This window comes from Cyanobacterium sp. (assembly GCF_054166785.1).
The window spans coordinates 77,809-92,125 of record NZ_JBSZCP010000048.1 but is presented as its reverse complement, the minus strand read 5'-3'; the positions used below and the strand labels follow the sequence as shown (position 1 = coordinate 92,125).

The 14,317-nt window shown below is 38.4% G+C and carries 13 protein-coding genes; 7 read left to right on the top strand and 6 right to left on the bottom strand.

The window, feature by feature from the left end; all coding sequences use genetic code 11:
* Positions 1-486 precede the first annotated feature (486 nt).
* The 3 genes from ACXITR_RS10235 (at position 487) to ACXITR_RS10225 (ending at position 5,312) form a co-directional block, all read left to right on the top strand.
* Positions 487-1,578: an RNA polymerase sigma factor, RpoD/SigA family gene (locus ACXITR_RS10235; RefSeq protein ID WP_457997126.1), complete on the top strand. Its 1,092-nt coding sequence runs from the start codon at positions 487-489 to the stop codon at positions 1,576-1,578.
* 192 nt (positions 1,579-1,770) lie between these two features.
* Complete coding sequence (locus ACXITR_RS10230) at positions 1,771-3,819, top strand: GspE/PulE family protein (RefSeq protein ID WP_457997125.1); 2,049 nt, start codon at positions 1,771-1,773, stop codon at positions 3,817-3,819.
* A gap of 56 nt (positions 3,820-3,875) precedes the next feature.
* Positions 3,876-5,312, top strand: coding sequence for a TldD/PmbA family protein (locus tag ACXITR_RS10225; protein WP_457997124.1), 1,437 nt, complete (start codon positions 3,876-3,878; stop codon positions 5,310-5,312).
* Between the two features lie 37 nt (positions 5,313-5,349).
* Here the strand turns inward: ACXITR_RS10225 and ACXITR_RS10220 are convergent, their stop codons facing one another.
* From ACXITR_RS10220 to ACXITR_RS10210, 3 genes are all read right to left on the bottom strand, one after another.
* A complete protein-coding gene (locus ACXITR_RS10220) occupies positions 5,350-5,676 on the bottom strand; it encodes a 2Fe-2S iron-sulfur cluster-binding protein (RefSeq protein ID WP_457997123.1) in 327 nt (108 codons plus the stop codon).
* A 55-nt stretch (positions 5,677-5,731) separates the two neighbouring features.
* Complete coding sequence (gene smpB / locus ACXITR_RS10215; protein WP_457997122.1) at positions 5,732-6,196, bottom strand: SsrA-binding protein SmpB; 465 nt, start codon at positions 6,194-6,196, stop codon at positions 5,732-5,734.
* Between the two features lie 147 nt (positions 6,197-6,343).
* Positions 6,344-6,796 (bottom strand): nitrate reductase associated protein, encoded by a 453-nt coding sequence (locus tag ACXITR_RS10210; RefSeq protein WP_457997121.1) that lies wholly within the window; start codon positions 6,794-6,796, stop codon positions 6,344-6,346.
* A 101-nt stretch (positions 6,797-6,897) separates the two neighbouring features.
* Here ACXITR_RS10210 and ACXITR_RS10205 point away from each other — a divergent pair, with 101 nt between their 5' ends.
* The 4 genes from ACXITR_RS10205 (at position 6,898) to ACXITR_RS10190 (ending at position 13,006) form a co-directional block, all read left to right on the top strand.
* Entirely contained in the window at positions 6,898-7,284 is a 387-nt protein-coding gene (locus ACXITR_RS10205; protein WP_457997120.1) for a hypothetical protein, read from the top strand.
* A gap of 28 nt (positions 7,285-7,312) precedes the next feature.
* Positions 7,313-8,560 (top strand): glutamate-5-semialdehyde dehydrogenase, encoded by a 1,248-nt coding sequence (locus tag ACXITR_RS10200; protein WP_457997119.1) that lies wholly within the window; start codon positions 7,313-7,315, stop codon positions 8,558-8,560.
* Positions 8,561-8,630: 70 nt separating this feature from the next.
* Positions 8,631-10,262, top strand: coding sequence for a DUF3352 domain-containing protein (locus tag ACXITR_RS10195; protein ID WP_457997118.1), 1,632 nt, complete (start codon positions 8,631-8,633; stop codon positions 10,260-10,262).
* Positions 10,263-10,381: 119 nt separating this feature from the next.
* Positions 10,382-13,006 carry a DNA polymerase III subunit alpha gene (locus ACXITR_RS10190; RefSeq protein WP_457997117.1) on the top strand — a complete coding sequence of 875 codons (2,625 nt, stop codon included), beginning with the start codon at positions 10,382-10,384 and terminating at the stop codon, positions 13,004-13,006.
* Positions 13,007-13,105: 99 nt separating this feature from the next.
* Here the strand turns inward: ACXITR_RS10190 and rplT are convergent, their stop codons facing one another.
* The 3 genes from rplT to rpsJ all read right to left on the bottom strand — a co-directional run bounded on the left by rplT (position 13,106) and on the right by rpsJ (position 14,138).
* Positions 13,106-13,456: a 50S ribosomal protein L20 gene (gene rplT, locus ACXITR_RS10185; protein ID WP_457997116.1), complete on the bottom strand. Its 351-nt coding sequence runs from the start codon at positions 13,454-13,456 to the stop codon at positions 13,106-13,108.
* A 51-nt stretch (positions 13,457-13,507) separates the two neighbouring features.
* A complete protein-coding gene (gene rpmI / locus ACXITR_RS10180; RefSeq protein WP_193800036.1) occupies positions 13,508-13,717 on the bottom strand; it encodes a 50S ribosomal protein L35 in 210 nt (69 codons plus the stop codon).
* Between the two features lie 103 nt (positions 13,718-13,820).
* The gene (gene rpsJ / locus ACXITR_RS10175) at positions 13,821-14,138 is read right to left on the bottom strand and encodes a 30S ribosomal protein S10 (RefSeq protein WP_457997115.1); all 318 of its coding nucleotides are present in this window, start codon (positions 14,136-14,138) and stop codon (positions 13,821-13,823) included.
* Positions 14,139-14,317: the final 179 nt, after the last annotated feature.

The window sequence follows — 14,317 nt, the reverse complement described above, 5'->3', positions numbered from 1 at the left end:
GGATCACTAGGGGATCATCGTCATCCTATTCACATTCTAAAATTAATCGCTAAGATAAAAAATTAGTAGTAAAAAGGTTTGTTGAAAGTCACTACTTAAGTATTTTTTTTCCTTCTACCGATTCAACGGTTTCGTCTATTTCTAAGGTTATTTAATCTTTCCGAGTTCGTTTTATCTCAAATAAAAACAATATCAACCATTTCTTCGTGTCGTTTCCTGTATCAGTATCAACCTTTAATGTCAACTTTTTTTAATGAAAATTATGATTTTGTAGTTAAGAATACTAAAATATTAAAAAAATATAAAAAGAATCCTATTTTAATAGTCAAAAATGAGTTTTATTAGCTACATTAGGATTTAGACATTTATCTACTGCCCATTACATGAATTTAGTATTAACCATAACAAAACGATTAAAAAAAAGATGATTTATTAAATTATGTCCCTAGGCAGGATAAAAAGTGCGTTAAAAAGAGGAGTAACAACATGAACCAATTTACCAGTCCCCTCACCAAGGAAAATGACCAAATCAAACCCGAAACTGATGAAGCATCTTTTGAGGTGATTGCTCAATATTCTGATGAGACAGAGCAAAACGGCAAAAAGGTAAGGAGTAATCGCAGTAAATCAGAAGACTCCGTCGGGGCGTTTTTTAAAGAAATGGCTCGTTACCCTTTGTTAACGGCAACTGAAGAAGTAGAACTCGCTCAGGCTGTCAAGTTTTTAACAGAGTGTGAAGAAACACAACAAAAATTACATCATCAACTACAAAAAACCCCTTCAAAAATGGAATTAGCCCGTGCCATGGGCTTAGAAACAGAGCGTCAATTGGACAATCGCCTTTATAAAGGAAGGGTTGCCAAGCGCAAGATGATTCGCTCCAATTTACGTTTAGTAGTATCCATTGCCAAACGTTATTTAAACAGGGGTGTACCTTTTCTTGATCTAATTCAAGAGGGCGCCATTGGTTTAAATCGGGCGGCGGAAAAGTTTGATCCAGATAAGGGCTATAAGTTTTCTACCTATGCTTATTGGTGGATTCGTCAAGCTATTACCAGAACCATTGCCAATGACTCTCGTACTATCAGATTACCCATTCATATTGTTGAGAAGTTAAATAAACTTAAAAAGGCTCAACGGGAATTAAAACAAGATTTACAACGGAATCCGACAGAAATTGAATTGGCGGAGGAAATGGGTATTAATGAACAGGCGTTACATCAGTTGTTACAGTTGAAACGTCAATCCTTGTCTCTTAATCATCGTGTGGGTAAGGGAGAAGATACGGAGTTACTCGAATTATTGGAAGATACTAATTTACTGTTGCCTGAAGAAAAGATGAATGAGGCAATGATGAATCAAGAAATTGTTTCTGTGTTGGATGATGTTTTGAGTGGCAGGGAAAAAGAAGTTATTATCCTTCGCTATGGTTTATCCCATTCCAAGCCCCATACCCTAGAAGAGGTGGGACAAATGTTTGATTTATCCAGGGAAAGGGTACGTCAAATTCAAACAAAGGCTATGCGTAAGTTAAGAAGACCACAGGTTGCCAGAAGGTTAAAGGGGTGGTTAACCTAATTTTTTTTAACAATATTTTATGATTAAGTCAGGGATCTATATTTATGTAGATTTCCCTGATTTTTTTTAGTAAACATTTTTCTGTTAACAAATTAAAACAAAGGTTTGATTTCACATTCCATATAATTTAGTACAATAAAGCTATTATCAGTTAAAGTGCGATCGATTCCTCGTCTATTGCCATAAAATATTATGACTCAAAGCCCTGTTTCTTCTTCTGGAAAAAAATTAGAAAAGTTAAATACCGCCCTTGTAAGTCCGGATTATTTTAGTCCCTTCGGAAATAAGTTAATTCAATCTGGCTATATTGACAAAGATCAACTAAAAAATGCCCTAGTAGAGGTGAGGAACACTAAACAACCTCTGGTTAAGGTACTAGAGAGCATGACTCACAAGGCTTTATCTCCTGATTTGGTAAGGCAGTACAAGAAACACCATCTTTTTGAGTTAAAGATATTGTATGGGGTCGATTCTGTGGATCCTGATGCCGATGAAATTTCTTCGGATCAGATGACGGAGTTAATTGACTCGGTGGTAAATATTAAAGTGTGTCGCCGTCATAAGTTGTTGCCCATCCGCCGTATTAATACGGAAGATCCCCCCGTGCTTGTGATTGCGATGGTAGATCCTGATAACTTAGCTGCCCTCGATGAAGTACGCAAGTTAATTCGTCTTAAGGGTTTAGATTTACAAAGGATCGTGATTACGGAGGAGGATTACGATCGCCTATTACAAGTTTATTACAAAGAAGAAAGCGAAAAAAGACAAAAGGAAGAAGCCCTACAGGCAAAAAAAGCTCAAGACAAATTAGCAAACGTTGACGATGTCATTGATGATTTAAATTATGACAGCTTAGAAGAAAGTAAGGATGATAGTGATGATGCGGATTTAAGTTCTAATGATGCTAATCAAGCTCCCATCATTAAATTGGTGAATAAAGTAATGATTAAGGCTCTACAGGAGAGCGTTTCCGATATTCACATTGAACCCCAAGAGGAGCTTTTGCGGGTAAGAATGCGTAAGGATGGGGTATTGCAAGAGTTTTTCCGTCTGCCCCGTCACATTACCACAGCGGTGGTGGCAAGGTTCAAAATTATGGCAGAACTAGACATTGCCGAACGTCGTTTACCCCAAGATGGCAAAATTCGGCGGGTGTATCAAGGGCGTAATGTGGATTTTAGGGTAAATACCTTGCCTAGTCGTTATGGAGAAAAAGTTTGTTTACGGATTTTGGATAACTCGGCAACTCAGTTGGGTTTAGATTTCTTAATCAGTGACGAGGAAACTTTATTAAGGGTTCGGGAAATTGCCAGTCGTCCTTTCGGTCTAATTTTGGTAACAGGCCCCACGGGTTCGGGTAAATCTACAACCCTTTATTCGGTATTGGCGGAGAGAAATAAGCCCGGGGTAAATATCAATACGGCGGAAGATCCCATTGAATATGCCTTGCCCGGTATTACTCAGGTACAGGTAATTCGGGAAAAAGGAATGAACTTTGCTTCTATTTTACGGGCGTTTATGCGTCAAGATCCTGACATTATTCTGGTGGGTGAGACTAGGGACGTGGAAACTGCGAAAACGGCTATTGAGGCGGCTTTGACAGGACACCTTGTATTGACCACTTTACACACCAATGATGCGGCAGGGGCGATCGCCCGTCTCGATGAAATGGGGGTTGAGCCGTTCATGATTTCTGGGGCGTTACTGGGGGTTTTGGCTCAAAGGTTAATGCGTCGTGTCTGTACTCAATGTAGGCAAGAATATACCCCAAGCAAAGAGGAATTAGCTCGTTTTGGTTTAAATGCTTCTGGGGAACAATCGGTAACTTTCTATAAAGCAAATACCCTTACGGGGGATGCCCTTCAAGAAGCGGTTAATAATGGCACGGTTTGCTCAAAATGCGGTGGCTCAGGATATAAGGGCAGAGTCGGGGTATATGAATTTATGGTTATTACCGAAACTCTCCAAAAATTAATTAATAAAGGGGCTACCACAGACTTGATCAAAGAAACGGCAGTGGAGGAAGGCATGACCACTATTTTGGCCTACAGTCTTAACTTAGTAAGGCAAGGACATACTACCCTAGAAGAAGTGGAAAGGGTTACGTTTACAGACTCTGGTTTAGAATCGGAGTTAAAATCTAAGCGTAAAAGTTCCCTTACCTGTCAAAATTGTGGGGCTGAATTACAACAGGAATGGATGGACTGCCCCTATTGTATGACTCCTCGCTTTAGTGATTAGATCCTCATTTTCATGATCTTTGCGATCGCCCATAGCCATATAAAAATAGTTATCCTATGAATCTTGACCTACAAAAAGCCATTGAAAATTTAACCATCGAAGCGGATTGGGTAGGGCTGAGGTATGTATGGGAAAAAAGTAGGACTCACAGATTTCGTGATGGCTTACCCCAACACCACAGCAGAAAAATAAACCGAGGAATCATGGCAGAAGTGTTAGTTAATGGGCAGATGGGCTACTGTGCCACCAATCGTCTTGATTTTGATAGTATTCAACGGGCGGTTAACAATGCCAAACAACAGGCTATCTCGGCTCACAAATGGGGCATTTTTAGTTTTGACAGTAATATTCGTCCCCCTAGTCAGGGAAATTATCAATCGGTGGTACAAAATCCCCTTGATTCTCTCTGTGTCCAAGATATAAATGATTTACTCATTCAGGTATGTGAGACTTTAAAAGTATCTTCCATGGTGGTAAAAACCACAGCTTTGGCAATGATAAATGAAATAGAGCATCATTTTGTCAGTAGTAATGGTTCTAATATTTATCAGCAGTTTTCCATGGTGTCAACGGATTATGGGGCAGTGGCACAAGATGGTAATCTCATTCAAAAACGCAGTGATAATGGAATGTTGGCAAGGTGTTATCAAGGGGGAGCAGAAATTATCAAACCTTCCCTGATTTTACAACGGGCTAGGCAAATCGGCGAAAGTGCGATCGCCCTTATCCATGGTCAAGAATGTCCTAATATAAAAACAACCCTTGTACTAGCTCCCGATCAAATGATGTTACAAATCCATGAGAGCGTAGGACATCCCCTCGAATTAGACCGCATTTTAGGAGATGAAAGAAACTATGCAGGTAGTAGCTTCGTAAAACTAGAAGACTTTGGTAATTTAGCCTATGGCTCCGAAAAAATGAATATTACCTTTGACCCCACCTTTAAAGGAGAATTAGCCAGTTATGGGTTTGACGATACAGGCATCGAAGCCCAACGACAACACCTAATTAAAGACGGCATACTTTTAAGGGGTTTAGGAAGCCTTGAAAGCCAAGCTAGGGCAAAAGTGGAAGGAGTTGCCAACAGTAGGGCTAGTTCATGGAATCGACCCCCCATTGACCGCATGGCTAACTTAAACTTGGAATCGGGGGATAATAATTTTCAGGAGTTGATTAGTGATATTGAATACGGAATTTATATGGAGTCCAACCGCTCATGGTCCATCGATGATTACCGTAACAAATTTCAATTTGGTTGCGAATATGCCCGTCTCATTGAAAATGGTCAACTAACCAAAACCTTACGGAATCCTAATTACCGAGGTGTCACCCAACATTTTTGGCACGACCTAAGCGCCGTAGGGGACGAATCCACCAAAGACGTTTTTGGTACTCCCATATGTGGTAAAGGCGAACCAAATCAAATGATTCGAGTCGGACACGCTTCCCCTGTTTGTGTGTTTAATGATATTGAAGTTTTCGGAAGCAGGTAAATTTCTGTTTCTTGACCAAAAAATAAAGGAACCAAAATTATGATTTGACAGTGGTTTTATGACCCCAAAAACCTTCATATTTAGTGACAGCAATATCTCCCAAAACTTTTGTTTGACAAGCCAAACGTAAATCTCGATCAGAAGAGTGGGGCGGAAAAGAGCGTCTAGCCTTATCTTTCCAATTAGGTGAATTTACCTCTCCTTGGATTTGCACGGCACAAGTACCACAGCTACCGATACCCATACAGTTAATATACTTTGCCTTACCGTTGTATAGGGGAGCATCATTTTGGAGTAAAACCTTGCGTAAATTGTCTCCGACTTGACAACTAATATTTTTTCCTTGAAATTGAATGATGGGCATAATTAAGTAATGGATAAATCTTTATTATGGGTTTGCCCCCGTTCATTGTCAACTTCTAATAGCGTTTCATCATCCTTGCCATTTGTCGCTCATCATCTCGGCGCTTGATGGTTTCCCTTTTATCATGGAGTTTTTTCCCTTTACCTAAACCCAAATTAATTTTAATCCAGTCTCCTTTAAGGTACATTTTTAGGGGAACTAAGGTTAATCCCTGTTGTTCTAGTAAACCTATTAATTTGTTGATTTCTTTTTTGTGTAATAGTAATTTGCGATCGCGCTTAGGTTCATGGTTAAAATACTGCCCTGCGGTTTGGTGGGGGGCAATGTGAACATTCATCAACCATGCTTCCCCATTACGAATCAAACAATATCCATCTCTCAAATTCACTTTTCCAGCCCTGACGGATTTAACTTCTGTACCGCCTAACTGGATTCCTGCTTCATAGGTATCTAAAATCTCGTATAGGTATCTGGCTTGACGATTATCACTTATAACTTTAATTGGTTTTTTTTCTACCATAAACAAGTTTTATTTGGTCTGCAATCTTACTATTATAACCTCATTTCAGGGCAATTATGGATGGGTTAAGGTTTCACATTTCCAGCACCACCAAACTTTGTTGGTTTATCAAGAATTTTGGGTATAAAACCCCGTCATTGATTAACGCTACGCCAAACCAAATTCTTTGAGGGCTGGTAAAAAATTATTATTTTCATGGCTGGGACGACTTAATTTTATTAGGGCAAATCTTTGTAAATCTGTCAAGTTTTTCCACTGATTAATTTCTAGCTTTATTTTAAATTCTTGGGCTTTTTCGATGATTTGCGGTGGTATTATATCTTTTTTTTGCCATAGTGGATGGGATTCAATTGCTAATGTTTTGGCATATTCTCCTGTTTTTTTGTGTACTAAGTCTTGTAAAAAAGTAGCGTATTCTTTAGCTTCAGACGGATTTAAGCAAGTTTTTTTTACTAATGTGTCTCTTTCTTCTAGGGTGAATTGATGCCAATGGGTGAGTTTTAGCTTAACTCCACAGGTGTCTAACTTCATTCTCACGGCTAGGGGAATACAACGGAGAGACTCTACAAAATCAGCTTCAAATTGAAAAAAATCGGTCATGGGCGATCGCACTTTAAAAAATACTATTAAAATTAAATACTATCGGAAATTGTGAATTAAAATAAACAAAAAAATATTAAACAGAAAAAAGAGGGGCTTAAGTGTTTAAAGATAAGCCAATAGATTTAGGATGTGAATATCCTTGCCCTTGTCGTCGAGAGGGAACATTAGAACCCATAACCCTAACAGAAGCCTTAGGTTGTAATCGCTGTCAGCAAATATTTGTCACCGATGAAGAAAACTACTATCTAAAACCTGCCGTCAACTTATCACCATACAAAAAAAAATGGTCTTGGAATGGCAAAAAATGGATATTGCACCGTGAAAAACTTTCTAAAAACTACTTATTTTTTCTGCTATGGTTTACTATTGGTATGACTTCCATATTATTAGTTTTTTCCTTGGTAAGTCCTATTCCTTGGCTAGTGGGAAGTATTATGATTATCTCTTCTGTATTGATCATCTTTCTGTTGCCATACAGATATTAAAATTTTTCAGGTTATAACCGCAAATTCTATGACAGAATCCATTGAAAAAAGGGTAAAAAAAGCCCATCAAGCATTCCTCGAAATGAGCAAAGCAAAAGGAATTGAACGCTCCTTGGCGGTGTCATTAATGGCAAAAAAACTAGAGGATTGTTTTGATGATATTCTTCAGGCAAACACCCTCGATTTAGAAATTAGTCGGGAAATGGCGGTGCCAGATTTAATCTTAGACTGGTTAAAACTTACTCCCCAAAGGCTAGAAGCCGCCGTAGAGATATTAAAAACCTTAGCAGAATTACCCGATCCTTTTCAAAAAGTAATTAACGCCCCCTACCAAGTAACCTATTGTCAAAATTACTCCCAATTAATGCCCCTTGGGGTAATTGCCATGGTGTATGAGGCTTTACCCGATTTAGCCATTATCGCCGCAGGATTGACCATCAAAACAGGTAATAGTCTAATTTTAAGGGGTGGTAGTGAATCGAGTAATACCAACACGATTATTTCTCAAATATTGCAAGTAGCCCTAGAGGAAGCTGATTTTCCTTCTAGTTGTATCGAGTTTTTACCTTCTGAACAAGGTTATTCTATCCAAGATTTAATCACTCAGGATCAATACTTAAATTTAATTATTCCCTACGGGCGCCCTAGTCTCATTCAACAGGTGACGGAAATGGCTACTGCCCCTGTGTTAAAGTCTGCCATGGGTAATTGTTATTTATACTGGTCTTTATCTAGTGATCTGGATTTAGTTAGATCTGTTATTGTGGATAGTCATGGTAGTTTACCAGATCCTGTAAATGCCATCGAAAAGGTTTTAATCAATAGTCAACAAAAATCTACCTCTATTACTCGCCTTTTTAACCATCTTCAGGAAAACGATTTTGTTTTAAAGGGTGATAGTGCTTTAGTGGAGGAATTTCCCGATTATCTTACCCTTGCCAAAGATTCTTCATGGCATGAGCCTTTTTTAACTAAAACCATCGCCTTTAGACGTACAGATGACCTACAAAGTGCGATCGCCTATATCAACGAATATAGCAGTGGTCATGCCAATTGTCTAGTTACCGACTCTTACCAAGAAGGACGTATTTTTGCCATGGAAGCCGATAGCGCCCTAGTATATATCAACTCATCCCCTCGTTTTTATCGTTATTTACAAGGGAGTAATTCTGTATTTTTAGGAGTTTCTAACCAAAAAGGGCATCGTCGAGGATTAATCAGTCTCGAAACCTTTACAACTCTTAAACAAATTGTCGTAGGAGATGGACAAATGTAAAAGTATTTTATGTTTTTTGACCCACTCAAAAAAATCTTGATAAAATTGAGAGTAAATTGGGGAAAGAATCATGACAGTACAGAAAAAAAATAAACTAGGGCTTGGTTGTTTAGGAGTTTCTTTACTGGTAGTGGTGGGGGCAGGGCTCGGTTACTATTTTGGTCGTAGAATGTTATTGGGAGAAGAATTAACTCCCCTACGAGGCTCTCAGATTATTCCAGCGGATGCCATCGCCACTGGTTTTATCTCCACAAATATTAATGATTGGCAAAAACTAGAGCAATTCGACACCTTTAATGCGAGGGAAGTTATCGAGGAAACTTGGCAGGAATGGCAGGATGAGTTAAGCCAGGGAGAGACTCCCATCAATTACCAAGAAGATATTGAGCCATGGTTGGGGGGGTTAATGATAGCCCTTTTACCGAATATAAATGATATTGATGAGCCTCATATTGCATTGGTGGCAGGGATAAAAAATAAACTCAAAGCAAGGGATTTTTTACAGAAAGTACAAGATAATCCCGATAGTGAGGTTATGGAAAGTGAATATCAAAATATTACGGTTTATCAAATTATTTCCGCAGATAATCCTGAAGGGATGTGGTTTACTTTTTTTGATAGTCAGTTGGTGATGGGGGATACCCAAACGGTTGTGGAAGAGGTTATTGATACCTATCGGGGTGCCAATTCTATTGCCCAAGTAAAACAAGCCAATGAAGCGACTAACCAAAAACTGAGGGAAAATAATCCTTTATTTCAGGTTTATATTACCGACTATAACTATTTTATTGGGGATGTGGCGCAATCTTTTGATTTACCAGACTCGGTGACAATTCCTATTATTGAAACTACGGCGACTACCCTTGATATTCAAGATCATGGTCTTAATCTTAGTACCATTATTGGTTTATCTCAACCTTTAGATCCTGAAATTAATGTTACTACTACCCATAAATTGGTTAATAATATTGCCGATGATGCTATTTTTATGGTGGATGGTATTGCCCTTAAAAATATTTGGCAACAGGTTGATTTAAACCGTCAATTAATCCCTGAGTTAGATCAATCTATTGCTTTACTAGAGTCTTTTACTCAAACTTTTTTTAATCTCAATTTACAGGATGATATTTTTGCTTGGTTAGATGGAGAGTTTGCCTTTGCTTTATCCATTGATGAAAATAATTCCTTTGCGGATACTGGTTTAAAGGGTTTATTTTTAATGGAAACGAGCGATCGCACTTTGGGGGAAAGCACCATTGCTAACCTAGAAAGATTGACTGGTTTTGATCCATCTTTACAAATAAATAAGGAAGAAAATAATGGTATTTCATCTACAAAATTAATAACCGATCAAGGTCAATTATTATCCTATGGTTGGTTTGAAAATAATCGCTTTTTCTTAAATTTAAGTCAGGAACAAAATATTGACACTATCATTAATAGTAATGCCTCTTTAAATAATAATCAAAATTTTACCTTAACTACCCAAACTTTACCTAGAAATAACTTTGGATACGTATTTTTCGACATAGAAAAAACTGTTAATATTCTCAATGAATTTGACCCCTCCTTATTAGAAGATGCCCCCACTGAAAGCCAACAAATTATTAACGCCCTCAAGGGAATAGCCATCACAAGCTCTAGTAATACTCCCAATACTAACCAACTTGATATAAATATCTCTCTGCAAAAGAGAAATTAAATTCCCCCATTTTCCCATGCCTCCATGAGAAACCATATCTAAAATCAGCAACATCAAAATGCTAAACTAAGTAATATTGCCCATTATCAATTGTCAATTTTCAATTATCAATTACCTAAATGTCTTTTGTTGGCTTACATATACACACCGACTATAGCTTACTAGATGGTGCATCCCAGATTCCTTCCCTCGTAGAAAAAGCAGTAGAATTAAAGATGCCTGCGATCGCCATTACCGATCACGGAGTGATGTATGGTGCCATTCAACTGATCAAAAATTGCCTTAACAAACCCATAAAACCCATTATTGGCAATGAAATGTACGTCATCAACGACGACATTACCCAATATCATAAAGGAATCAAAAAATTCCATCAAATCGTCCTCGCCAAAGATAAACAAGGATATAAAAACCTAGTTAAACTTACCACCATTTCCCACCTACAGGGGATGCAAGGTAAAGGAATATTTTCCCGTCCCTGTATTAATAAAGAATTACTAGAGCAATACCACGAAGGTTTAATTGTTACCAGTGCTTGTTTAGGGGGGGAAATGCCCCAAGCTATCCTTAAAGGAGATTATAAAAGAGCCAGAGAAGTAGCCAAATGGTACAAAAGAGTATTTAAAGATGATTTTTACCTCGAAATTCAAGATCACGGCTCAAAAGAAGATCGTATCGTTAACGTAGAATTAGCGAAAATTAGCCAAGAATTAGACATCAAAATTATCGCCACCAACGACTCCCATTTTCTCTCCTGCTATGACGTGGAAGCCCATGATGCCCTTCTTTGTATTAACACCAAGAAAAGTATCGACGAAGTAAAAAGACTCCGTTATTCAGGCACAGAATACCTTAAATCAGAGGCAGAAATGAAACTGCTATTTAGGGATCATCTTGAACCTGAAATTGTGGAAAGGGCGATCGCCAATACCCTTGAAATTGCCGACAAAATAAAACCCTACAACGTCCTCGGAGAGCCAAGAATCCCTAACTTCGACATCCCCAGTGGACACACCCCAGAAAGCTACCTCGAAGCCGTCACCTGGGAAGGATTGATGGAAAGATTCAACTGTCGTCAGAAAAGCGAAATCACCCCAGAATACCGAGAAAGACTTGAGTATGAGCTACGGATGATGGAAACCATGGGTTTTTGTACCTATTTCCTCGTAGTTTGGGACTATATTAAATACGCCAGAGATAATGACATTCCCGTAGGCCCGGGGCGTGGCTCGGCAGCGGGTTCATTGGTAGCCTATGCCCTAGGTATTACTAATATTGACCCTGTCCACCATGGCTTACTATTCGAGCGCTTCCTGAACCCAGAGCGTAAATCCATGCCTGATATTGATACGGATTTTTGTATTGATAAAAGGGATCAAATGATCAAATATGTTACCGCCAAATATGGTGAAGATAAAGTAGCTCAAATTATCACCTTCAACAGGATGACCTCTAAAGCCGTTTTAAAAGACGTTGCTAGGGTTTTGGATGTACCCTACTCCGAAGCCGATGAAATGGCAAAAATGATTCCCGTAGCCCGGGGAAAACCAGCAAAACTAAAGGTGATGGTATCCGATGACACTCCCACTCCCGAATTTAAAGAAAAGTATGATAACGAACCTCGAGTCAAAAAATGGTTAGACATGGCCATGCGCATCGAGGGAATGAATAAAACCTTTGGTGTCCATGCAGCGGGGGTAGTAATTTCCAGTGAGCCATTGGATGAAATTGTACCCTTACAAAAAAATAATGAAGGCTCAGTAATTACTCAATATTTTATGGAGGATTTAGAATCTTTAGGACTTCTGAAGATGGACTTTTTGGGCTTAAGAAACCTAACCACCATCCAAAAAACAGCGGAGTTAATTAAATCCCATCGTAACATTGATATAAATGTAGATGATTTACCCCTTGGGGAAAGAAAAGCCTTACAAATTTTGCAAAAAGGCACCAGTAAGAAGTTACCGAGGGATGTAGCACTTACCCATAATCTTTTGGAAAGGGGAGATTTACAGGGAATTTTTCAGCTAGAGTCTGACGGCATGAAACAAATTGTACGGGATTTGAAACCGTCGGGAATTGAGGATATTTCTTCTATTTTGGCGCTGTATCGCCCCGGCCCTCTCGATGCTGGATTAATTCCCATTTTTATTAATCGTAAACATGGTAGGGAAGCTATTACCTATGAGCATGAGTTGCTTCAACCTATCCTTAAGGAAACCTATGCGGTGTTGGTATATCAAGAGCAAATTATGAAAATGGCTCAAGACTTGGCTGGTTATTCCCTTGGGGAAGCGGACTTATTACGCCGTGCCATGGGTAAGAAAAAGGCATCGGAAATGGCGAAGCACCAAGAAAAGTTTATTGATGGTTCCATGAAAAATGGGGTATCCAAGGAAATTGCCGAGAGTTTATTTGACCAGATGGTAAAGTTTGCGGAGTATTGTCTGAGTTATGATACGGAAATTTTGACGGTGGAATATGGGGTTTTACCCATTGGGAAAATTGTGGAGGAACAGATCCAATGTACTGTGTATAGTGTAGATCAAAACGGTTTTGTATATACCCAGGCGATCGCCCAGTGGCACCATAGGGGCGAAAAAGAAATATTTGAATACGAACTAGAAAACGGCGCCATTATCAAGGCAACGAAAGATCATAAAATAATGACCACAGACCATCAAATGTTACCCATTGACCAAATCTTTGAGGAGGGTTTAGACTTGTTTATGGCTTCTTTTTAAAAATAAAATAAGGGAGTATGAGGCAAAATTTTAAAGGAAAGGTAAAAGAAAAATCTTAAACCCTACCGACAAAAAAGCCCCATAACACCTTCCCTAAACCTAGGCTTGAAGAGCTAATTCTACAACCTTTTTGAATGCTTCCATATCTTGGACAGCCAAAAGAGCCAACATTTTACGATTAAGAGAAATATTAGCCTTGTCTAGTTTATAAATTAACTGACTATAACTAATGCCATTCATTCTAGCCGCAGCATTTACACGGGTAATCCAAAGACGACGAAAATCTCTTTTTTTCTTACGACGGTCACGATAAGCATTACGTAACGCTTTCATTACCTGTTGATTAGCAATGCGAAATAGCTTAGAATGGGAGCCTCTAAAACCTTTCGCTAGTTTTAAAACCTTATTACGTCTTTTACGGGCGACGTTACCTCTTTTAACTCTACTCATTTTTTTACAATTAAATTAATATTACAAACTTTAATGGGGAGAAAATATCACTTATTTAGTGCCATAGGGAAGCATTAAACGTACTTCTTTTTCGTCACTTTCATGGACTAAAGTCATATTGCTGAGACGACGACGTTTTTGTTCTGCACTTTTATGCTCTAACAAGTGATTTTTGTTGGCTTTACGGCGCATGATTTTTTTTCCGCTTCCAGTAATACGAAAACGTTTAGCAGCGGATTTTTTAGTTTTTACTTTAGGCATAGTTTTTTCTAAATTAGCACAATTTACTATTATACGATTTTTTATGGTCATCTTGGCGAAGATAAACCACAATTACTCAGAAAGGATAATTTTTTTTGGAAAATTATAGTTTTACTTCAATGTCAACCCCAGCAGGTAAATCTAATTTCATCAAAGCATCGATGGTTTTTGAGGAGGGTTGATAAATATCGATCACACGACGATGGGTACGGGTTTCAAAGTGTTCTCTGGAGTCTTTGTCAACGTGGGGAGATCTTAGTACACAGTAGATTTTACGCTTTGTGGGGAGAGGAATAGGACCTACTGGCTTTGCGTTGGTGCGGTTAGCCGTTTCAACAATTTTGGTACAAGAAGTATCGAGTAAACGACGATCAAATGCTTTTAAACGGATACGAATTTTTTGTTGTTGTAAGGTTGCCATGATTTTAGTTATTTTACTGGGATTAATTTTTCAAGGTACTAATTAATTGAGAATTGATAATTAAGAATTGATAATGTATAAAAGTTTTTATCAGTCTGAATTATCTTTTTAGTAGGGATAAAATTAGGGCGCACAGAGAGATTAATCTAAGTTACGCCCCAATCATTATTTAATGCTTC

Bases quoted from the DNA above. Each gene is read 5' to 3' on its own strand.
- ACXITR_RS10220 (WP_457997123.1), bottom strand. From the start codon at position 5,676: ATGCCCATCATTCAATTTCAAGGAAAAAATATTAGTTGTCAAGTCGGA.
- ACXITR_RS10195 (WP_457997118.1), top strand. From the start codon at position 8,631: ATGACAGTACAGAAAAAAAATAAACTAGGGCTTGGTTGTTTAGGAGTT.
- rplT (WP_457997116.1), bottom strand. From the start codon at position 13,456: ATGAGTAGAGTTAAAAGAGGTAACGTCGCCCGTAAAAGACGTAATAAG.
- ACXITR_RS10200 (WP_457997119.1), top strand. From the start codon at position 7,313: ATGACAGAATCCATTGAAAAAAGGGTAAAAAAAGCCCATCAAGCATTC.
- ACXITR_RS10230 (WP_457997125.1), top strand. From the start codon at position 1,771: ATGACTCAAAGCCCTGTTTCTTCTTCTGGAAAAAAATTAGAAAAGTTA.
- smpB (WP_457997122.1), bottom strand. From the start codon at position 6,196: ATGGTAGAAAAAAAACCAATTAAAGTTATAAGTGATAATCGTCAAGCC.
- rpsJ (WP_457997115.1), bottom strand. From the start codon at position 14,138: ATGGCAACCTTACAACAACAAAAAATTCGTATCCGTTTAAAAGCATTT.
- ACXITR_RS10210 (WP_457997121.1), bottom strand. From the start codon at position 6,796: ATGACCGATTTTTTTCAATTTGAAGCTGATTTTGTAGAGTCTCTCCGT.
- ACXITR_RS10190 (WP_457997117.1), top strand. From the start codon at position 10,382: ATGTCTTTTGTTGGCTTACATATACACACCGACTATAGCTTACTAGAT.
- ACXITR_RS10235 (WP_457997126.1), top strand. From the start codon at position 487: ATGAACCAATTTACCAGTCCCCTCACCAAGGAAAATGACCAAATCAAA.
- rpmI (WP_193800036.1), bottom strand. From the start codon at position 13,717: ATGCCTAAAGTAAAAACTAAAAAATCCGCTGCTAAACGTTTTCGTATT.
- ACXITR_RS10225 (WP_457997124.1), top strand. From the start codon at position 3,876: ATGAATCTTGACCTACAAAAAGCCATTGAAAATTTAACCATCGAAGCG.